The organism is Pseudomonas sp. LB3P58, from assembly GCF_054897895.1.
Genome location: NZ_JBUBVE010000001.1, coordinates 769,894 through 790,280, shown reverse-complemented (window position 1 = coordinate 790,280; position 20,387 = coordinate 769,894). Strand labels below are relative to the sequence as shown.

The 20,387-nt window shown below is 60.4% G+C and carries 17 protein-coding genes; 6 read left to right on the top strand and 11 right to left on the bottom strand.

The features are described 5' to 3' along the window. Position 1 precedes the first annotated feature (1 nt). The 6 genes from emhB (at position 2) to ACYZTZ_RS03600 (ending at position 8,865) form a co-directional block, all read left to right on the top strand. The gene (gene emhB / locus ACYZTZ_RS03625) at positions 2 to 3,148 is read left to right on the top strand and encodes an efflux RND transporter permease subunit EmhB (protein ID WP_461997237.1); all 3,147 of its coding nucleotides are present in this window, start codon (positions 2 to 4) and stop codon (positions 3,146 to 3,148) included. Next, complete coding sequence (gene emhC, locus ACYZTZ_RS03620; RefSeq protein ID WP_046046200.1) at positions 3,148 to 4,608, top strand: efflux RND transporter outer membrane subunit EmhC; 1,461 nt, start codon at positions 3,148 to 3,150, stop codon at positions 4,606 to 4,608. Before emhB ends, emhC begins: the two co-directional genes overlap by 1 nt. A 365-nt stretch (positions 4,609 to 4,973) precedes the next feature. Beyond that, entirely contained in the window at positions 4,974 to 6,233 is a 1,260-nt protein-coding gene (locus tag ACYZTZ_RS03615; RefSeq protein WP_461997236.1) for an OprD family porin, read from the top strand. A 196-nt stretch (positions 6,234 to 6,429) separates the two neighbouring features. Further along, positions 6,430 to 7,620 carry an NAD(P)/FAD-dependent oxidoreductase gene (locus tag ACYZTZ_RS03610; protein WP_461997235.1) on the top strand — a complete coding sequence of 397 codons (1,191 nt, stop codon included), beginning with the start codon at positions 6,430 to 6,432 and terminating at the stop codon, positions 7,618 to 7,620. Positions 7,621 to 7,642: 22 nt separating this feature from the next. Beyond that, complete coding sequence (locus ACYZTZ_RS03605) at positions 7,643 to 8,026, top strand: DUF1641 domain-containing protein (protein ID WP_461997234.1); 384 nt, start codon at positions 7,643 to 7,645, stop codon at positions 8,024 to 8,026. A 20-nt stretch (positions 8,027 to 8,046) separates the two neighbouring features. Next, entirely contained in the window at positions 8,047 to 8,865 is an 819-nt protein-coding gene (locus ACYZTZ_RS03600; RefSeq protein ID WP_461997233.1) for a methyltransferase domain-containing protein, read from the top strand. Positions 8,866 to 8,994: 129 nt separating this feature from the next. On the opposite strand, the gene pcaC is transcribed toward ACYZTZ_RS03600, so the two are convergent. The 11 genes from pcaC to pcaR form a co-directional block, all read right to left on the bottom strand. Beyond that, the gene (gene pcaC, locus ACYZTZ_RS03595; RefSeq protein ID WP_033060940.1) at positions 8,995 to 9,387 is read right to left on the bottom strand and encodes a 4-carboxymuconolactone decarboxylase; all 393 of its coding nucleotides are present in this window, start codon (positions 9,385 to 9,387) and stop codon (positions 8,995 to 8,997) included. A 10-nt stretch (positions 9,388 to 9,397) separates the two neighbouring features. Next, complete coding sequence (pcaD, locus tag ACYZTZ_RS03590) at positions 9,398 to 10,204, bottom strand: 3-oxoadipate enol-lactonase (protein WP_461997232.1); 807 nt, start codon at positions 10,202 to 10,204, stop codon at positions 9,398 to 9,400. Between the two features lie 11 nt (positions 10,205 to 10,215). Beyond that, complete coding sequence (locus ACYZTZ_RS03585) at positions 10,216 to 11,580, bottom strand: 3-carboxy-cis,cis-muconate cycloisomerase (protein WP_461997231.1); 1,365 nt, start codon at positions 11,578 to 11,580, stop codon at positions 10,216 to 10,218. Between the two features lie 45 nt (positions 11,581 to 11,625). Then, the gene (locus ACYZTZ_RS03580; protein WP_461997230.1) at positions 11,626 to 12,930 is read right to left on the bottom strand and encodes an MFS family transporter; all 1,305 of its coding nucleotides are present in this window, start codon (positions 12,928 to 12,930) and stop codon (positions 11,626 to 11,628) included. A 198-nt stretch (positions 12,931 to 13,128) separates the two neighbouring features. Next, positions 13,129 to 13,695 carry a protocatechuate 3,4-dioxygenase subunit alpha gene (gene pcaG / locus ACYZTZ_RS03575; RefSeq protein ID WP_461997229.1) on the bottom strand — a complete coding sequence of 189 codons (567 nt, stop codon included), beginning with the start codon at positions 13,693 to 13,695 and terminating at the stop codon, positions 13,129 to 13,131. Position 13,696: 1 nt separating this feature from the next. Beyond that, positions 13,697 to 14,401 (bottom strand): protocatechuate 3,4-dioxygenase subunit beta, encoded by a 705-nt coding sequence (pcaH, locus tag ACYZTZ_RS03570; protein ID WP_461997228.1) that lies wholly within the window; start codon positions 14,399 to 14,401, stop codon positions 13,697 to 13,699. Positions 14,402 to 14,438: 37 nt separating this feature from the next. Continuing rightward, positions 14,439 to 15,644, bottom strand: coding sequence for a 3-oxoadipyl-CoA thiolase (gene pcaF / locus ACYZTZ_RS03565; RefSeq protein WP_462000637.1), 1,206 nt, complete (start codon positions 15,642 to 15,644; stop codon positions 14,439 to 14,441). Continuing rightward, on the bottom strand, positions 15,641 to 16,420 hold the full coding sequence (locus tag ACYZTZ_RS03560) for a CoA-transferase subunit beta (protein ID WP_461997227.1): 780 nt from the start codon (positions 16,418 to 16,420) through the stop codon (positions 15,641 to 15,643). The genes pcaF and ACYZTZ_RS03560 overlap by 4 nt, the downstream gene beginning before the upstream one ends. Beyond that, complete coding sequence (locus ACYZTZ_RS03555) at positions 16,420 to 17,277, bottom strand: CoA transferase subunit A (RefSeq protein ID WP_007947285.1); 858 nt, start codon at positions 17,275 to 17,277, stop codon at positions 16,420 to 16,422. The genes ACYZTZ_RS03560 and ACYZTZ_RS03555 overlap by 1 nt, the downstream gene beginning before the upstream one ends. Before the next feature lie 335 nt (positions 17,278 to 17,612). Beyond that, entirely contained in the window at positions 17,613 to 18,959 is a 1,347-nt protein-coding gene (locus tag ACYZTZ_RS03550; protein ID WP_046046211.1) for a 4-hydroxybenzoate transporter PcaK, read from the bottom strand. Between the two features lie 141 nt (positions 18,960 to 19,100). Further along, the gene (gene pcaR / locus ACYZTZ_RS03545) at positions 19,101 to 19,943 is read right to left on the bottom strand and encodes a pca regulon transcriptional regulator PcaR (RefSeq protein WP_008147316.1); all 843 of its coding nucleotides are present in this window, start codon (positions 19,941 to 19,943) and stop codon (positions 19,101 to 19,103) included. Positions 19,944 to 20,387 lie beyond the last annotated feature (444 nt).

The following is a 20,387-nucleotide window of genomic DNA, read 5'->3' as shown; positions in this document are numbered from 1 at the left end:
CATGTCCAGATTTTTTATCGACCGTCCGATTTTTGCCTGGGTAATTGCCCTGGTCATCATGCTGGTCGGGGCACTATCGATCCTCAAACTCCCGATCAACCAATACCCGAGCATTGCGCCTCCGGCCATTGCGATCCAGGTGACCTACCCTGGCGCATCCGCACAAACCGTGCAGGACACCGTGGTGCAGGTGATCGAGCAACAGCTCAACGGTATCGATAACCTGCGTTATGTTTCGTCGGAAAGTAACTCCGACGGCAGCATGACCATTACCGCGACCTTCGAGCAGGGCACCAACTCCGATACCGCGCAGGTTCAGGTCCAGAACAAGCTGAACCTGGCCACCCCGCTGCTGCCGCAAGAAGTGCAGCAACAGGGTATCCGCGTGACCAAGGCAGTGAAGAACTTCCTGTTGGTGATCGGCGTGGTATCGCGCGACGGCAGCATGACCAAGGACGACCTGTCCAACTACATCGTGTCGAACATGCAGGACCCGATCTCGCGGACCGCCGGTGTCGGTGACTTCCAGGTCTTCGGCTCCCAGTATGCGATGCGTGTCTGGCTCGACCCGGCCAAGCTGAACAACTTCAACCTGACGCCAGTGGACGTCAAAGCAGCCATCGCGGCGCAGAACATCCAGGTGTCTTCCGGCCAGTTGGGCGGCTTGCCTGCTGCACCCGGCCAGCAGTTGAACGCCACTATCATCGGCAAGACCCGTCTGCAGACCGCCGAGCAGTTCAACAAGATCCTGCTCAAGGTCAACAAGGACGGTTCTCAAGTGCGCCTGTCCGATGTCGCCGATGTCGGTCTGGGTGGTGAAAACTACAGCATCAACGCGCAGTTCAACGGCGCACCGGCTTCCGGTCTGGCGGTGAAACTGGCCAACGGTGCCAACGCCCTCGACACCGCGAAAGCCCTGCGCAAGACCATCGAAACCCTCAAGCCATTCTTCCCGCAAGGGATGGAAGTGGTGTTCCCGTACGACACCACGCCGGTGGTGACCGAGTCGATCAAGGGTGTGGTTGAAACCCTGGTCGAAGCGATCGTGCTGGTGTTCCTGGTGATGTTCCTGTTCCTGCAAAACTTCCGCGCCACCGTCATCACCACGATGACCGTGCCCGTGGTACTGCTGGGGACCTTCGGGATCCTCGCGGCATTCGGTTTCAGCATCAACACCCTGACCATGTTCGGTATGGTGCTGGCCATCGGCTTGCTGGTGGACGACGCCATCGTCGTGGTGGAAAACGTCGAACGGGTCATGAGCGAAGAAGGCCTGTCACCCAAGGAGGCTACCAAGAAATCCATGGGGCAGATCCAGGGTGCGCTGGTCGGTATTGCCCTGGTGCTGTCGGCGGTACTGCTGCCGATGGCGTTCTTCAGCGGTTCCACCGGTGTGATCTACAAGCAGTTCTCGATCACCATCGTCTCGGCCATGGCCCTGTCGGTACTGGTCGCGCTGATCTTCACCCCGGCGCTCTGCGCAACCATGCTCAAGGCGATTCCGAAAGGCGAGCACGGCACGCCGAAACGCGGCTTCTTCGGCTGGTTCAACCGCAATTTCGACCGTGGCGTCAAAAGCTACGAACGTGGCGTGGGCAACATGCTCGCGAACAAGGCCCCGTACTTGCTGGCCTACCTCGTCATCCTGGTCGGCATGATCTGGCTGTTCACCCGCATTCCAACGGCGTTCCTGCCCGAAGAAGATCAGGGTGTACTGTTTGCTCAGGTGCAGACTCCGGCCGGCTCCAGCGCCCAGCGTACGCAAGTGGTGATCGATGAGATGCGCTCCTACCTGCTGGATAAGGAATCGAGCGCCGTGGCCTCGGTCTTTACCGTCAACGGCTTCAACTTCGCCGGTCGCGGCCAAAGCTCGGGCCTGGCGTTCATCATGCTCAAGCCGTGGGATCAGCGGGATGCGGAAAACAGCGTGTTCAAACTCGCTGCCCGCGCCCAGCAGCACTTCTTCACCTTCCGCGATGCAATGGTGTTTGCCTTCGCCCCTCCGGCGGTACTGGAACTGGGTAACGCCACCGGTTTCGACGTCTTCCTGCAAGACCGTGCCGGTATCGGTCACGACAAGCTGATGGAAGCGCGTAACCAGTTCCTCGGCATGGCCGCGCAGAGCAAGGTGCTCTACCAGGTGCGTCCGAACGGCCTGAACGACGAGCCGCAGTACCAGCTGGAAATTGATGACGAAAAGGCTAGTGCTCTGGGCATCACCCTCACCGACATCAACAGCACCCTGTCGATCGCCTTGGGCAGTAGCTACGTCAACGACTTCATCGACCGTGGTCGAGTGAAGAAAGTGTACGTGCAAGGCCAACCGGGTGCGCGTATGAGCCCGGAAGACATCAAGAAGTGGTATGTACGCAACGCCAAGGGAACCATGGTGCCTTTCTCGGCCTTCGCCAAGGGTGAGTGGATCTACGGTGCACCGAAGCTCTCGCGTTACAACGGCGTAGAAGCGATGGAAATCCTCGGTGCCCCGGCTCCGGGCTACTCCACCGGTGAAGCCATGGCGGAAGTCGAAGCCCTGGCCAAGAAACTACCGGCCGGTGTCGGTATTTCCTGGACCGGCCTGTCGTACGAAGAACGGCTGTCCGGCTCTCAGGCTCCCGCGCTGTACGCGTTGTCGCTGCTGATGGTGTTCCTGTGCCTGGCAGCGCTGTACGAAAGCTGGTCGATTCCGATCGCGGTGATGTTGGTGGTGCCTTTGGGGATCATCGGTGCATTGTTGGCAACCAGTCTGCGGGGACTCTCCAACGACGTTTACTTCCAGGTGGGCCTGTTGACGACCATTGGTCTGGCGGCGAAAAACGCCATTTTGATTGTCGAATTTGCCAAGGAACTGCATGAACAAGGGCGTAGCCTGCGCGATGCCGCAGTCGAAGCCTGCCGGATGCGTTTACGACCGATCATCATGACGTCGCTCGCTTTCGTCCTCGGTGTGGTACCACTGGCTATTTCCACGGGTGCAGGTTCGGGTAGCCAGCATGCGATCGGTACCGGGGTGATTGGCGGTATGCTCACGGCCACGATCCTGGCGATCTTCTGGGTCCCACTGTTTTTCGTTACCGTGTCGGCCATGGGGCAGCGCAAAATCGCTGACCAGGACGACGCTCTAGAACCTTCTAAAGAGGCTGGCTAATGAGCAAGTCGCTACTCTCCCTGGCTGTTGCCGCTTTCGTGCTCGGCGGCTGCTCGCTGATTCCCGATTATCAGCAGCCTGAAGCACCGGTGGCGGGCCAGTACCCGCAAGGCCCGGCGTATTCGCCGGCCCAGGCGCCTGCCCAGGCTGCCGCCGAACAGGGCTGGAAGCAGTTTTTCCATGACCCGGCGCTGCAACAGCTGATCCAGGTCGCCCTGGAAAACAACCGTGACCTGCGTGTCGCGGCGTTGAACATCGACGCCTTTGCGGCTCAATACCGCATCCAGCGTGCCGATCTGTTCCCGGCCGTGTCGGCCAACGGCACCGGCAGCCGCCAGCGAGTCCCGGCTCGGGCCTCGCAGACAGGCCAAGCGGACATCACCAGTTCCTACTCGGCCACGGTCGGCATCAGCGCCTATGAACTCGACCTGTTCGGTCGGGTTCGCAGCCTGAGCGAAGAAGCGCTGCAGAAGTACTTCGCCACTGAAGAAGCACGACGCAGTACCCAGATCAGCCTGGTGGCCAGTGTGGCCAACGCCTACCTGACCTGGCAGGCCGACAAGGAACTGCTGAAACTGACCCAGGACACCCTCGGTGCATTCGAGGAGAGCTACAAGCTCACCGCCCGCAGCAACGAAGTGGGTGTGGCCTCGGCCCTGGACCTGGCCCAGTCGCGTACCTCGGTGGAAAACGCCCGCGCACAAATGGCCAAGTACACCCGTCAAGTCGCCCAGGATGAAAACATCCTGGTGTTGCTGCTCGGCACTGGCGTCCCGGCCAATCTGCAAGCGGCCAAGCCATTGGCTGACGACCTGCTGAGCGACGTGCCGGCCGGTCTGCCATCGGACTTGCTGCAACGTCGTCCGGACATCCTCCAGGCCGAATACAACCTGAAAGCCGCCAACGCCAACATCGGCGCGGCACGGGCGGCGTTCTTCCCGAGCATCAGCCTGACGGCCAACGCCGGAACCCTGAGCCCGGACCTGTCCGGTCTGTTCAAGGGCGGTTCGGGCACCTGGCTGTTCCAGCCGCAGATCAACCTGCCGATCTTCAACGCCGGCAGCCTGCGCGCCAGCCTGGATTATTCAAAAATCCAGAAAGACATCGGTGTGGCGAACTACGAGAAGTCCATTCAAACGGCCTTCCAGGAAGTCGCCGATGGCCTGGCCGCCCGCCAGACCTACACCGATCAGTTGCATGCCCAGCGTGATTTCGTCAGCGCGAACCAGGACTACTACCGTCTGGCCGAGCGTCGTTATCGCATTGGTGTCGACAGCAACCTGACCTTCCTCGATGCCCAGCGCCAGCTGTTCAGTGCCCAACAAGTACTGATCACCGACCGTCTGGCGCAACTGGTCAGTGCCGTCAATCTGTACAAGGCACTGGGCGGTGGCTGGAACGAGCAGACGGCGAAGAACGAGCCGTTGAAAGAAGAAGCGCCGAAGATGAAGTTGTTCTGATAGCGCTATGAACAAAAAGCCCACCTTTTGGTGGGCTTTTTGTTGCTCAAGATCAAAAGATCGCAGCCTCCGGCAGCTCCTACAGGAATCGCGTCCAATGTAGGAGCTGCCGGAGGCTGCGATCTTTTGATTTTGGCGTTCGATAATCGCCCAAAACCCGCTTTCGCCAATTGAACCATCCGGTACATTCCCCGCACCATTCGTCGTACAAGACCAATAACAACAGGTTCGACACCATGCCCCCGCGCCCTGCCCTGTCCGGCTGATCCCGTTCGTTTTTATCCCGAATTCAAATTTTGGTCTGCAACCCCCCAAGTTGCGGCAGCGCCCCGTTTCACGCCTAAAAACTAGAGAGACCCGAGCACATGACACCTTCCAATACTCAACACTGGTTCCCCAGCCTCATCGCCGTTGCACTGGCCAGTACGGCTCTGCCCGCCATGGCCGAGGAGTCAGGCTTTGTCGAAGGTGCCAAGGTCAACCTGAACCTGCGCAACTTCTACATCAATCGCAACTTCACCAACCCGACCAAAGCTCAGGGCAAGGCAGAAGAATGGACACAAAGCTTCATCCTCGACGCCAAGTCCGGGTTCACTCAGGGCACCGTGGGGTTCGGCATGGATGTGCTGGGGCTGTACTCGGTGAAGCTCGATGGCGGTAAAGGCACGGGCGGTACGCAGTTGCTGCCGCTGGACCACGACGGTCGCCCGGCGGACAACTTCGGGCGCACCAATGTGGCGTTCAAGGCCAAGCTGTCACAGACCGAAGTGAAGGTAGGCGAATGGATGCCGGTGCTGCCGATCCTGCGTTCGGACGACGGTCGTTCCCTGCCGCAAACCTTCCGTGGTGGTCAGATCACCTCGAAGGAAATCAATGGCCTGACGCTCTACGGCGGCCAGTTCCGCGCCAACAGCCCGCGTGACGACAGCAGCATGAACGACATGTCGATGACCGGAAAACCGGCGTTCACTTCCGACCGTTTCAACTTCCAGGGCGGTGAATACGCCTTCAACGAGAAGCGCACCCAGATCGGTGTGTGGAACGCCGAACTCAAGGACATCTACAGCCAGCAATACGTGAATCTGATCCACAGCCAGCCCATCGGCGACTGGACTCTGGGCGCCAACCTCGGTTTCTTCTACGGCAAGGATGACGGCAGCGCCCGGGCCGGCGAGCTGGACAACAAGACCTGGTCAGGCCTGTTCTCGGCCAAATACGGCGGTAACACCTTCTATGTCGGCCTGCAAAAACTCACCGGCGACAACGCCTGGATGCGGGTCAACGGCACCAGCGGCGGCACCCTGGCCAACGACAGTTACAACGCCAGCTATGACAATGCGAAAGAAAAATCCTGGCAGGTACGGCATGACTACAACTTCGTCGCCCTCGGCATTCCTGGCCTGACCCTGATGAACCGCTACATCAGCGGCGACAATGTGCACACCGGCACCATCACCGACGGCAAGGAATGGGGCCGCGAAAGCGAACTGGGCTACACCGTGCAGAGCGGTGCGCTCAAGGACCTCAACCTCAAATGGCGCAATTCGACTATTCGCCGTGACTTCAGCAACAACGAGTTCGATGAGAACCGGTTGATCGTCAGCTATCCGATCAGCTTGCTATAACCACGTTCAGGCAGCGACCGCAGGATTAAGGCGGTCGCGTGCCTCCCACCGCTGGTCGGTACAAACTGGCACTTTGAGTGTTCACAGATACAGTCAGGAAGCGTGTTTAATTCTCCATCCTGATGTAGGAGCCCCTTTTTTCTTCCGTTATCTCCGGATGCTGTACGCGAAGCTGCCATGACCACGGAGGTCAGGTATGAGCAAGCGAATAGTTATCGTCGGTGGCGGCGTAGGTGGAACCATGTTGGCCAATCAACTGGCCAGCAAGCTGTATCCAGAAATCCTGCGCGGCGAAGTCTCGATTGCACTACTGTCCAATTCCCCCGATCACTACTACAAACCTGCGTTCATGTACGTGGCGTTCAATCAGTTCTTTGAAGAAGAACTCAAGCGCCCGGAACGTTCACTGTTGCGCCCGGAAATCAGCTTTTACGTCGAAGAGGTCACGGGTTTCGATTTCCCCGGGCAATGCCTGAAAACCCGTAGCGGCAAGCGTTATGGCTATGACTTTCTGGTCATTGCCACCGGTTGCGTGCCCGCGCCGGAGCGCATCGAGGGCTTGAAAGAAGCCGGCGACCACTTCTACCAGTATCAGCCCGCCCGGCAGTTGGCAGAACGGCTGAGCACGATCAAAAAAGGCCGGATCTTCATCACGGTGTCTTTCCCGCAGACACCCAACGTGCCGCACCAATGCGGCATTGCGCCGGTAGAGACGACGTTGATGCTCGACGACTTCCTGCGTCGTCGGGGCGTGCGGGACCAGGTGGAAATCGTCTACACCTACCCGACCACGGCTCAGTTGCTGCGTAACTGCCTGTTTCTGCAACGCCCCACCGGGGAAATCCTGCCCGGCATTTTCGAGCAGAAGAACATCCGCTTCCAACGCGGCTTCACCCTCAGCCGTGTCGATCCCGAGCGAAAAATCGCCTACTCCGAAGAAGGCGAAGAGCAACCCTTCGACATCCTGATGGCGACACCGCCGATCCGCGCCGTCGATGCGGTGCTGGAGTCCGGAGTGTCTCAAGCGCCCAACAACGAAGGCTGGCTGCCGACCCACCACGAGACCCTGCAGGTCTACGGCCTGGAACACGTCTACGTGATTGGCGACACCGTCGATCTGCCGGTGAGCAAGGCCGGTGGTGCCTGCCATAACCAGGCGCCGGTCATCGCCAACAACATTACCGCCGAGATTCGCCTTGGTGCGCCTAATAGCGTCTACGACGGACGGGTTCAGGCCGTGGCCCAGATGGGTCTCAACGCCGGTATGCCGCTGTGGTACGACTACGCCCATGACGTCCTGCCGACACCGCCGACCAAGCTCGGCGGTCTGCTGAGAAATGGCTTCAATCGTGGCCTGTACTGGGCGGTTGCCCGTGGAATGCTTTGATCCGCTCAGGGCGGCGTAAACAATGACGAACCTATCAGATGAAACGCTGGCGACCAGCGCTGCCGGCATGCCAGCGACGCCGGGACTCGCTGCCTTGATGGCAAAAATTCAGCCGTTGATCGACGGCGGTCGGCTGGACAACATTGTCGATGTGCTATCGCTGGTCTCGGACATGACCGACCTGCTGGACGCCGCGATGGTGGAAAAACTGGCGCGGCTGTTCGAAAACGCTACGGCAGCCACCTGGACAGTCAGTAACGCCGTGCGCCTGGCCAAGGCCGAGGTCGCCGCTGCTCCCGAGCCGCCGGGGGCCTATGCGTTGATCAAATTGCTGAACGAGCCGGACACGCGCAAAGGCGTGGCGGTTGTCCTGAAAACACTGAACGTCATCGGAAGACAACTGTAACCGCCAGAGAGGGTCACCTCATGAGCGTCAAACTTGAATCGGCAGGGAAAGCCTGCACCCACTGGGACGCCAAGGCGTATCAGCAGTTTTCCCGCCTCAGGCAACGACCGGTCAATGAATTGCTCGACCGTGTCGAACTCAAACAGCCCAAGCGCATCTACGACCTGGGATGCGGCACCGGCATCGCCACGCAACTTTTGGCCAAGCGTTGGCCTCGAGCGCAGTTGCAGGGTATCGACAGTTCGGAGCAAATGCTGGATGAAGCCCGTTGTCTGCCGATCAAGGCGTTGTGGAAACAGTGCGATCTACTCGACTGGCAACCCGAACAACCGGCGGACCTGCTGTTCGCCGCCGCCGTACTGCACTTCGTCAGTGGTCACGAACAGTTATTACCGCGACTGCTCGGCCAGCTCAATCCGGGTGGATGCCTGGCGGCGCACATGCCCGACTGGCGGGATGCGCTGTGGTATCAACTGATGCTCAACACCCTTGAAGAAGCAGGCCCCGGTGGCAAACCACTCGGCACCCCGCAGTTGCGCGAGGCCATGGCTGCGCGGCCGCTGTTGTCTTTGGAAAGTTACTACCGATTGCTCTCGCCGATCACCCGGAAACTGGATATCTGGGAGACTGAGCAGCTACAGGTTGTCGACGGCAAGTCGCCGATCTATGACTGGGTCAAAGTCTCGGCGCTAAGGCCGGTGATGCAGGGGCTGAAGGATGATGAACAGGCGCGGTTCATCTACCACTACCTGATGCGCGTGCATGCGCATTACCCGCCGGAGAGCGATGGGCACACGTTGTTTCCGTTCAAGCGGATTTTTATTGTGGCTACTGTGTAGGCCATGGCATCGCCATCGCGAGCAGGCTCGCTCCCACAGTTGACCGAGTTCCTCCAGGGAGAATGAGGTCTAATGTGGGAGCGAGCCTGCTCGCGAAGGCGTCAGTTCTGGCACCCTCAAATCCTGAGATCACTCCCGCGATTCAACCCCCAACTCATCCCACACCGACTCCGCCAGATGGAACGTCGCATTCGCTGCCGGAATGCCGCAGTAGATCGCGCTCTGCATGATCACTTCCTTGATCTCGCCGCGGGTCACGCCGTTGTTGGCGGCGGCGCGCAGGTGCAGTTTGAGTTCTTCATTGCGGTTCATGCCGATCAGCATGGCCATGGTGATCAGGCTGCGGGTATGGCGCGGCAGGCCCGGACGGGTCCAGATGTCGCCCCAGGCATGGCGGGTGATCATCTCCTGAAACTCCGAGTTGAACTCGGTCAGCGCGTTCAGGCTGCGGTCGACGTGAGCGTCACCGAGTACTGCACGGCGGACTTTCAGGCCTTCGTCGTAACGTTGTTTCTCGTCCACAAAAAAACCCTCAATGACCTGACAAAAACGCCAACACGCGCTCGCTGAATGCAGCTCCGGCCTGGACGTTGGACAGGTGCGCAGCATAGAACTCGGCGTACTCGGCGCCCTGCACATGTTCCTGAATGAAGTGCCCGCCGGACGGCGGCGTCACCGCATCTTCGGTGCCGGCGATGACCAGCAGCGGCACCTTGATCGAGGACAGCTGATCGCGGAAATCGGCATCGCGCACGGCAGCACAGTTCGCGGCATACCCTTCAGGCGAGGTGGCGGCGAGCATGTCAGTAATCTTCTTCGCGGCAGCAGGATTGGCTTCGGCAAAATCCGCGGTGAACCAGCGCGCAATCGACGCATCACGCAAGGCGACCATGGCGGCCGGACCGTCACGCAGCACGGTTTCAATGCGCGGGTTCCATACCGACGGATCGCCGATTTTTGCCGCGGTGTTGCACACCACCAGTTTGTTCAGGCGATGACCGGCGTTGATCCCCAGCCACTGGCCGATCAAGCCGCCCATGGACAGGCCGCAGAAATGTGCGCGTTCGATGTGCAACGCATCCAGCAGCGCCAGCACGTCATGGCCCAGTTGCTCGATGCTGTACGGCCCCGGCGTGACCAGCGATTGGCCATGACCCCGGGTGTCGAAACGCAACACGCGGAAATGCTCGGTGAACGCCGCAATCTGCGCGTCCCACATGTGCAGGTCAGTGCCCAGCGAGTTGGACAGCACCAGCACCGGCGCATCCGTCGGGTCATCGAGTTGCGGCCCTTGAATTTGGTAGTGCAGTTCGCCCTCGGCGAGTTGTACGAAAGCCACAGCAATCTCCTTCAGGCAGTCAACGCAGAATGTTCAGCCACCGCTCGCTCGACCCAAGTATGGGCCTGGCCGAGGTAGTGGGCAGGGTCCAGCAGATGATCGAGTTCAGCATCCGACAGTTCGGCGGTCACTTGCGGCTCGTCGCCGAGTACCGTGCGCAGATGACGTTGTTCAGCCACGGCACGCTTGCAGCATTGCTCCAGCAAATGGTGCGCAGTGTCGCGCCCCACTCGTTGAGCGAGGACGATGCTCACCGCTTCGGCGAGCACCAGCCCTTGGGTCAGATCGAGGTTGCGGGCCATGCGCTCGGCGTCCACTTCCAGTCCGTCCGCCACCAGCCGCGCCTGTTTCAGGCTGCCGGACACCAGGCAGCAAATCTCCGGCAGGGTTTCCCACTCGGCATGCCACAGGCCCAGGCTGCGCTCGTGTTCTTGGGGCATGGCGCTGAACAGGGTCGAGAGCAAACCGGGTACGCGAGTCGCAGCACCGATCAACACCGCCGCGCCCACCGGGTTGCGTTTGTGCGGCATGGTCGAAGAACCGCCCTTGCCTGGCGCAGAAGGCTCGAACACTTCAGCGGCTTCAGTCTGCATCAACAGGCTGATGTCACGACCCAGTTTACCGAGGCTGCCGGCGATCAATCCCAGTACCGAGCCGAACTCCACCAGGCGATCTCGCTGGGTGTGCCAAGGTTGATCCGGCAGGGTCAGTTTCAATTCTTCAGCCAGCGCCTGGGCAATCGGCATCGCCTGCTCGCCGAGGGCCGCGAGGGTTCCGGAGGCACCGCCAAATTGCAGCACCAGCAGTCGCGGCTTGAGTTCCCGCAGACGCTGACGGCTGCGAGTGACGGCGCCCAGCCAACCGGCGATCTTCATGCCGAGGGTGACGGGTGTCGCGTGCTGCAACCAGGTACGCCCGGCCAGTGGTGTGGCGACGTAACGCTGGGCTTGGCTCGAGAGGGTTTCGCCCAGTTGCGCCAGATCGCTTTCGATCAGCTCCAGCGCCCCACGCAGTTGCAACACCAGTCCGGTGTCCATCACGTCCTGGCTGGTCGCGCCCAGATGCACGTAGCGCTCGGCTTCGGCATTGTTGGCCGCGATCTGCTTGCCCAACGCCTTGACCAACGGAATCGCCGAATTGCCCGCCGTGGCAATCGCCTCGCCGAGGGCGGCAAAGTCGTAATGCCCGGCCTGACAGGCCGCTTCAATCGGCGCGACAGCCGTCTGCGGGATCAGCCCGACTCGCGCCTCGGCACGGGCCAGTGCCGCTTCGAAATCAAGCATCGCTTGAACCCGACCCTGATCGCAGAACACCTCACGCATGTCGCGGGCAGTGAAATAGGCATCGAACAATTGATTGCCCGGTCGCTCGTTCATAAACAGTCCCTGGAGGCGTGGGCCGGTCAGGCCCACGGGTAAAGATCAAAGGTCGTTTTCCAAATACTTCGCCTGTTTCGGCAAGCGCAGGCTGAACAGGAACGCCACCGCCATCATCACCGTCACGTACCAGTAGAAGGAGTTTTCCATGCCCCCGGCTTTGAGGCTCAGGGCCACGTATTCCGCCGAACCGCCGAAGATTGCATTCGCCACCGCATACGCCAGGCCGACGCCCAAGGCACGCACCTCCGGCGGGAACATTTCGGCTTTTACCAGGCCGCTGATGGAGGTGTAAAAACTGACGATCGCCAGCGCCACGGTAATCAGCACGAAGGCCAGGAACGGACTGCTGACGCTTTTCAGACTCAGCAGGATCGGTACGGTGAACAACGTCCCCAGAGCGCCGAACCACAGCATCGAGTTACGTCGACCGATCTTGTCCGCGAGCATGCCGAACAACGGCTGCATACACATATAAAGGAACAGCGCGCCGGTCATGATGTAGCTGGCGGTCTTGGCCTGCATGCCGGCGGTGTTCACCAGGTACTTCTGCATGTACGTGGTGAAGGTGTAGAAAATCAGCGAGCCACCGGCGGTGTAACCGAGCACGGTAATGAACGCCGCTTTGTGGTCGCGAAACAGCGCACGGATGCTGCCGGCGTCCTTGTTTTCACGCATTTCCTTGCTGCTGGTTTCCTTGAGCGAACGGCGCAGGAACAGAGAAATCAACGCCGCCAACGCACCGACGACAAACGGAATCCGCCAGCCATAGGCGCGCAAATCATCCTCAGTGAGGAACTGTTGCAGGATCACCACCAGCGACACCGCCAGCAGTTGCCCACCGATCAGCGTCACGTACTGGAAGGAGGCGAAGAAACCGCGCTGGCCCTTGAGGGCGACTTCACTCATGTAGGTCGCAGTGGTGCCGTACTCACCGCCCACCGACAACCCCTGAATCAGGCGGGCGAAAAGCAGCATGATCGGCGCCCAGACCCCGATGCTGTTGTAGGTCGGCAGGCAGGCGATGAGCAATGAACCGAAGCACATCATCAGAATCGAAATCATCATCGAATTCTTGCGCCCGTGCTTGTCCGCCAGCCGGCCGAAGATCCAGCCGCCGATGGGCCGCATCAGGAACCCGGCGGCGAATACGCCAGCCGTGTTGACCAACTGCACAGTCGGGTTATCGGACGGGAAAAAGGCAGGGGCGAAATAGATCGCGCAGAAGGCGTAGACGTAGAAGTCGAACCATTCGACGAGGTTGCCGGACGAGGCGCCGACTATCGCGAAGATCCTTTTGCTGCGCTCTTCACCGGTGTAGTGCGCTGTAGTAGCGGTGTTAGTTGTCATTGTTTTTTACTCAATGGGGACTGTGAGAGTCTAGACACACTTTGCAACAGCCCCGTTCCACAGATGCATTACCTGAGCGCAAACACAGTCCTGTGGGAGCGAGCCTGCTCGCGAAAGCGTCGGCACAGGCAACATTGATGGTGGCTGATAGGACGCCTTCGCGAGCAGGCTCGCTCCCACAAGGTTAGCGATGTTCACTCAGTAATCGAAGAACACTGTCTCGGCATCCGTTCCCTGCAGGATCACATTCCACTGGTACACACCGGACGCATCCTGCTTCGCCAGCAAGGTGCTGCGACGTTCAGCCGGCACACATTCCAGCAGCGGATCCGCCACGTTGGCCGGTTCGCCATCAAAGTAAATCCGCGTCAGCAAGTGCTTCACCAACCCGCGAGCAAACACCAGCACCACCAGATGCGGCGCCTGGGTCGTGCCGTTCAAGCCTTCCACCGTGCCCGGTTTGATCGTGGTGAAACGGAAGCGCCCTTCTGCATCCACCGGCACCCGGCCAAACCCTTCGAAGTTCGGGTCCAGGGGTTTGTCCTGATCGTCTTCGGGGTGGTCATACTTGCCGGCGGCGTTGGCCTGCCAGACTTCCAGCATTGCGTCGTTGACGACGTCGCCGTTGCCATCGATGACTTGCCCGGTGATCGCCACGCGCTCGCCCAGGGTTTGTTCGACGGTCAGGTCTTCGCGGTTCAGCCAGGTCAGGCCGATGTGGTAATACGGCCCTACGGTGTGGGACGTGGTCGCATTCAGCGTCATCTTATTTCTCCATCGGCGTGGCTTCGCGGCCGCGCAAGACGATGTCCCAGCGATAACCGAGGGCGTAGGAAGGGATGGTTTTTTCCAGGTCGAAACTGGCGATCAAGCGTTCTTTGGCGCTGGTATCGGGTACGCAGTTGTAGATCGGGTCGTAGGCCAGCAACGGGTCGCCCGGGAAATACATCTGCGTGACCAGGCGCGTCAGAATGCTCGGCCCGAACAGTGAGAAATGGATGTGCGCCGGGCGCCACGCGTTGTGGTGGTTGCCCCATGGATAGGCGCCGGGCTTGATGGTCTGGAACTGGTACCAGCCATCGGCGTCGGTCACGGTGCGGCCGCTACCGGTGAAATTCGGGTCCAGCGGCGCATCGTGCAGGTCACGCTCATGGTTGTAGCGACCGGCGGCGTTGGCCTGCCAGATCTCCACCAGAATCCCCGGCACCGGTAAGCCATCTTCATCCAGCACGCGGCCGTGAATGATGATGCGCTCGCCCAGTGGCTCGCCCTTGTGCTGGGCGGTCAGGTCGTTGTCCTGCGATTGAATGCGCTCGGCGCCGATAGTCGGACCGGTAATTTCCGACAGCGAATGGGGCAAAAACACCAACGGCTTGGACGGCGAGCGACGGTTGGTGGATTGATAGGCCGGGTGCAGGTACTCCGGCTGGGTGCCCTCTTGCGGGCGGCGGTAACCAGGCTTGTCAGTCATGAAGCATTCCTCAGTTCTTATTCATCAACGCTGCGCGTCAGACCCGTTCGATCGCCAAGGCCAGCCCCTGGCCCACGCCGACGCACATGGTCGCCAGACCTTTCTTGCCGCCAGTCTTTTCCAACTGATGCAGGGCGGTCAGTACCAGGCGGGCGCCGCTCATGCCCAACGGATGGCCCAAGGCAATGGCGCCACCGTTCGGGTTGACCTGGGCGGCGTCGTCCGCCAGTCCCAGTTCACGCAGCACCGCCAAACCCTGGCTGGCGAAGGCTTCGTTGAGTTCGATCACGTCGAAGTCGCTGACAGCCAGACCGAGGCGCTCGGTCAGTTTGCGCACCGCAGGCACCGGGCCGATGCCCATGACCCGTGGTGCAACACCGGCACTGGACATGCCCAGTACTTTGGCGCGAGCCGTCAGGCCGTGCTTTTTTACGGCGTCGCCGGAGGCCAGAATCAACGCCGCTGCACCGTCGTTCACCCCGGAAGCATTGCCGGCGGTCACGGTTTTGTCGGGACCGTTGACCGGTTTGAGTTTGGCCAGGGTTTCCAGGGTGGTGTCAGCGCGAGGATGCTCATCCTGGCTGACGACACTTTCACCCTTCTTGTGGGCAATGCGCACTTCAACGATTTCTTCGGCGAAAAATCCTGCGGCTTGCGCGGCGGCTGTCCGCTGCTGACTGCGCAGTGCGAAAGCGTCCTGATCCTCGCGGGAAACTTCGTAATCGTCAGCCACGTTGTCGGCGGTCTGCGGCATCGCGTCGACGCCGTATTGGGCTTTCATCAACGGGTTGATAAAACGCCAGCCGATGGTGGTGTCTTCCAGCTTCATGTTGCGCGAAAACGCCGCGTCAGCCTTGCCCATCACGAACGGTGCGCGGGACATCGACTCGACGCCGCCGGCAATTGCCAGCTCCATCTCGCCACTGGCGATGGCGCGGAAGGCGGTGCCGATGGCGTCCATACCCGAGGCGCAGAGGCGATTGAGGGTCACGCCCGGAATGGTTTCCGGCAGACCCGCCAGCAACAGCGCCATGCGCGCCACGTTGCGGTTGTCTTCGCCGGCCTGGTTGGCGCAACCGAGGAACACCTCGTCCACCGCGGTCCAGTCCACCGACGGGTTGCGCTCCATCAGCGCCTTGATCGGCACGGCGGCCAGGTCGTCGGCGCGAACCGCCGACAGACCGCCGCCGAAACGGCCGATGGGGGTGCGAATCGCGTCGCAGATATAAACGTCACGCATCAGGCTTCTCCGGGTGCTTGGCCGTGGGCCGCGGCGGTGCGGGCTTCCAGATCACGCAGCGCCTTCAGTTCAACTTCGGTCGGCTCGGCAGTGTTTTCAACATGGTCGGCGAAGCGAATCGCCCAACCGGTTGCGGCGGTGACTTGCTCGCGGGTTACGCCTGGGTGCAGCGCGGTGACCACGAATTCATGGGTGCCAGCTTCCGGTTCCATGATGCACAGGTCGGTAATGATGCCGACCGGACCGGCGCCCGGCAGGCCGAGACGCTTGCGCGAATCACCGCCCTCGCCATGGCCGACCGAGGTAATGAAGTCGAGTTTGTCGACAAAGGAACGCGCCGACTGCTTGAGGATGATCAGCACGCTTTTGGCCGAGCCAGCGATCTCTGGCGCACCACCGGCACCCGGCAGGCGGACTTTCGGCGCGTGGTAGTCGCCAACGACCGTGGTGTTGATATTGCCGAAGCGGTCGACTTGCGCGGCACCGAGGAAACCGACGTCGATGCGCCCACCCTGCAACCAATAGCGAAAAATCTCACCGGTCGGCACAACGGTGTCAGCGGTTTCCGCCAGCTCACCGTCACCGATCGACAGCGGCAGTACGCTCGGCTTGGCACCGATCGGACCCGATTCGTAGATAAGGACTACATCCGGCGAGGAAGTCAGACGCGCCAGGTTGGCGGCTTTCGATGGCAGGCCGATGCCGACGAAGCACACCGAACCGTTTTTCAAACGGCGGGCAGCGGCGACGGTCATCATTTCATTGGTGGTGTAAGTCATTACTTGGCCTCCGAAGCAGCGGCCAGTTTGGCCTGGAACTCGCTGAAGTCAGCGCAGCCGTGGATGTACTCGTTGATCCACGCGGTGAAGGTTTCACGGTCGCGGGCAATCGGATCCCAAGCCTGGTAGAAACGGTTATCACGCTCGTTGTAGCCGTGAGCGTAGGACGGATGCGCGCCGCCGGGAACGTGGCAGACCGCGCTCAACGCCCAGGTCGGCAGAACGCAGGAGTTCATCGGTGCATTGAGGTCGTCGACGATTTCCTCGACGGTAACGATGCAGCGCTTGGCGGCCAGTGCCGCCTCTTTCTGTACGCCGAGAATGCCCCACAGCAACACGTTGCCTTTGCGGTCGGCTTTCTGTGCGTGAATCACGGTGATGTCCGGGCGCACCGAAGGCACGGCCGCCAATACTTCGCCGGTGAATGGGCAGGTGACGGTTTTGATCAGCGGGTTGACCTTCGGCAGGTCGGAGCCGGCGTAGGCACGCAGCACCGCGAACGGTAGGCCGGAAGCGCCAGCGACGTAGGCATTGGCCAGGTCGGCGTGGCTGTGCTCTTCGATTTCCAGCGCGTGCGGCCACTGCTTCTCGACGGCGTCACGCAGGCGGTGCAGCGAACCGACGCCCGGGTTACCGCCCCAGGAGAAAATCAGCTTGCGAGCACAACCGGCGCCGATCAACTGGTCGTAGATCAGGTCAGGCGTCATCCGCACCAGGGTCAGGTCTTTCTTGCCCTGGCGAATGATTTCGTGACCCGCCGCCGTAGGGATCAGGTGAGTGAAGCCTTCGAGCGCGACGGTATCGCCGTCGTTAACGAATTGCTTCACCGCGTCGTGCAGCGAAAGGATTTCAGCCATGGGGCAGGCTCCCGTTTTGTTATGAACCGACAGTGGAAGAAAAAGGCGCGATGCGCAGCGCCGGAATGACTGAAGAGTAAGCCCCTGAAAAACGCCAAACAATCCGATAATCGACTGAGTGTTCGTTTATCGAACAGATTGTTGTCTCACTACCGATCCGTTTTCTGATCGTTCCCACGCGCAGCAAAGGAATGCAGCCCGGGACGCTCCGCGTCCATTGAACAATCAAAAGCATCGCGAGCAGGCTCACTCCCACAGTTGACCGCGTTCTCCTGTGGGAGCGAGCCTGCTCGCGATGAGGGCCGCAAGCTCAACGAAAAATCAGAAGCCTGTCCTCAAGTCGCATCCGCATGACTGACCATGCCCTTGATCACCACCGCCGTGGTTGCCAATGCCGCTGGAATCACCAGCGCTGTCAGCACCTGCTCGAAGTTCCAGCCCAGGCCCAGCAGCGTTGCGCCCATCCACGCACCGAGAATCGCGCCAAAGCGGCCAATCCCGAGCATCCACGACACCCCGGTCGCCCGCCCCTGCGTCGGATAAAACCGCGCCGCCAGGGAAGGCATCGCCGATTGCGCACCGTTGACGCACATCCCGGCCACCAGCACCAACGTCGCCAATAGCGTGATGTTGCCCAGGCTCTGCCCTACCGCGTAGGCAAACACCCCGGCGAATAGATAGAAAATGCCGATAACCTTGTGCGGATTGAACCGGTCCATCGCCCAGCCCACGCCCACCGCGCTCAATACCCCACCAAACTGGAACAACGCACCAATGAACGCCGCCTGCTCCATGCTCGCGCCACTGTCACGCATCAGCGTCGGCAGCCAACTGGTCAGCAGATAAACGATCACCAGCCCCATGAAATAGGTCAGCCACAGCAACAAGGTGCCGGTGCTGTAGGTGCCGGAGAAGATCACCGCGAACACGTTGCGGGCCTTCACGGTTTTCTGTTCTGGCACGCTGAAGCTGGAAGCCTGAGCGACGACGGTTGGATCGATGGGCGCCAGAGTCTTGCGCACTTTGTCAGTGCCGCGATTGCGGACGACGAGGTAGCGCGCCGATTCCGGCAGCCAGAACAGCAATACGACGGCGAGGATCAGCGGCAAAATCCCGCCGATCATCAGCAGACTGTGCCAGCCAAACGCCGGGATCAGTTTGGCGGAAATGAAACCGCCGCCCGCCATGCCGAGGTTGAAACCGCAGAACATGCTGGTCACCAGCAGGGATTTCTTGCGCTCCGGGGTGTATTCGGACAGCAGCGTCGTGGCGTTCGGCATGCCGGCACCAAGGCCAAGGCCAGTGAGGAATCGCAGCACCAGCAGCTGATCGACGTTGGTGCTGTAAGCCGAAGCCAGGCTGAACGCGCCGAACAACAGCACCGCGCCTACCAGTACGACTTTTCGCCCGAAGCGGTCAGCCAATGGGCCAGAACCCAGTGCGCCAAAGACCATGCCGATCAACGCCGCGCTCATCACCGGGCCGAGACTGGCGCGGTCGATGCCCCAATCCTGTGACAGGGCGGGCGCAATGAAACCCATGGCCGCCGTGTCGAGACCATCGAGGAAAACAATCAGGAAACACAGGATCACCACTCGCCATTGGTAGCGCGAAATGGGTTGAGCATTGATGAAGGACTGCACGTCGAGGCAGTTTCCTACAGCAGACTGGGGCTGGTTCATTATTTTTATTCCACGCAAAGAACGCAGTCGAACAGGTGCCAGCCAAGGCTGGCGCTGCCGCGACATTAGTGATCTTGGGGAAAGAGCGTCAATTCGATAAACGCGAGTCTGTGCGTTTATCGAACAGCTTAGGCAAATGGCTTACGCAAAGAGTTGCGCGCTGAGGTCGCGACTCGCGCTCAGAAGGCCAGGCAGGAAACGTTGTTCCAGCTCGTTGCGGCTGACTCGGCCGGCGTGGGTACTGACGTTTAGCGCAGCTACGACTTGGCCGGAAGCGTCGTACACCGGAACGGCAATCGAGCGCAGGCCTTGTTCCAGCTCCTGATCGACGATGCACCAGCCTTGCTGCCGCACCTCTTGCAGGCATTCGAGCAACGCCTCGGGGGTGTGCAGGGTTCGGCTGGTCTTGGCTTGCAGCTCTGCATGGTCGAGGTACTCGCGCAGCGACGTATCGTCCAGCGCCGCGAGAAGAATCCGGCCCATCGAGGTGCAATAGGCGGGCAGACGTCCACCCACTGACAGGTCGACGGAAATCAGTCGTTGAGTGGTGGCCGAACGAGCGATGTACAAAATGTCATCGCCTTCCAGAGTGGCCATGTTGCAGGCTTCATGCAGTTGCTCACTCATGCGGTCCAGGTAGGGCTGAGCGGAAACCGCCAGCGGCGTCGAGGACACATAGGCATGGCCAAGCGTCAGTACTTTGGGCAGCAGCGAATAGGTGCGGCCGTCGGTGGTGGCGTAGCCGAGTTTGATCAGCGTGTGCAGGCAACGTCGCACAGCGGCGCGGGGAATTTCCGTGCGGTGACTGATCTGGGCGATGGTGAGGTGACGTTTGCGCTCCTGAAACGCTTGCACCACAGCCAGGCCACGGGCCAGGGAGGTCATGAAATCCGGGTCGCCGGTCAGTGCCTGGATCCGCTTGGCGGGCGAGGCAACGATCGGCGGCGCCACTGAAGCGAAGGAATTGCGCATTTGATCGTTCATATAAGGTCCTTTTCCACGCGGATCAGCGGCTATTACAAGCGGCAGCCGGTCCCTCACACAACCCCGGGCAGCCAAGACTGTGCGATTATCGAACCATCGACCGATAATCGCAATCGACTCCCACCAGGACCAGCCAATTATTGAACGGGGTTGCACCTGTTTTTACACTGGCTCTGACGCAGACTAGAAGGGCCGATGTAATTGTCCTAACTTGTTCGACTTAATGGCGCCAGAAAGACATCACTGTAACGTCGTGCCGCCGAACGACCTAGTTAGCCGTATAAAGTTGCGAGTAACAAAACAATCACACATCAAGACCCACTTTTAACTCTTTGGCGATAGTGTTCTTCGAATCGACCGCTATAATGAAATTCAGTGGCGACCGGTTTTTAATTGCCGATTCCGCCATCCGGTAGCGCGATGTTCCATCGCCGTTACCCGCAG

Bases quoted from the DNA above. Each gene is read 5' to 3' on its own strand.
- ACYZTZ_RS03600 (WP_461997233.1), top strand. From the start codon at position 8,047: ATGAGCGTCAAACTTGAATCGGCAGGGAAAGCCTGCACCCACTGGGAC.
- ACYZTZ_RS03585 (WP_461997231.1), bottom strand. From the start codon at position 11,580: ATGAACGAGCGACCGGGCAATCAATTGTTCGATGCCTATTTCACTGCC.
- ACYZTZ_RS03580 (WP_461997230.1), bottom strand. From the start codon at position 12,930: ATGACAACTAACACCGCTACTACAGCGCACTACACCGGTGAAGAGCGC.
- emhB (WP_461997237.1), top strand. From the start codon at position 2: ATGTCCAGATTTTTTATCGACCGTCCGATTTTTGCCTGGGTAATTGCC.
- ACYZTZ_RS03560 (WP_461997227.1), bottom strand. From the start codon at position 16,420: ATGACTTACACCACCAATGAAATGATGACCGTCGCCGCTGCCCGCCGT.
- ACYZTZ_RS03555 (WP_007947285.1), bottom strand. From the start codon at position 17,277: ATGGCTGAAATCCTTTCGCTGCACGACGCGGTGAAGCAATTCGTTAAC.
- emhC (WP_046046200.1), top strand. From the start codon at position 3,148: ATGAGCAAGTCGCTACTCTCCCTGGCTGTTGCCGCTTTCGTGCTCGGC.
- pcaG (WP_461997229.1), bottom strand. From the start codon at position 13,695: ATGACGCTGAATGCGACCACGTCCCACACCGTAGGGCCGTATTACCAC.
- ACYZTZ_RS03615 (WP_461997236.1), top strand. From the start codon at position 4,974: ATGACACCTTCCAATACTCAACACTGGTTCCCCAGCCTCATCGCCGTT.
- pcaR (WP_008147316.1), bottom strand. From the start codon at position 19,943: ATGAACGATCAAATGCGCAATTCCTTCGCTTCAGTGGCGCCGCCGATC.
- ACYZTZ_RS03605 (WP_461997234.1), top strand. From the start codon at position 7,643: ATGACGAACCTATCAGATGAAACGCTGGCGACCAGCGCTGCCGGCATG.
- pcaH (WP_461997228.1), bottom strand. From the start codon at position 14,401: ATGACTGACAAGCCTGGTTACCGCCGCCCGCAAGAGGGCACCCAGCCG.
- ACYZTZ_RS03610 (WP_461997235.1), top strand. From the start codon at position 6,430: ATGAGCAAGCGAATAGTTATCGTCGGTGGCGGCGTAGGTGGAACCATG.
- ACYZTZ_RS03550 (WP_046046211.1), bottom strand. From the start codon at position 18,959: ATGAACCAGCCCCAGTCTGCTGTAGGAAACTGCCTCGACGTGCAGTCC.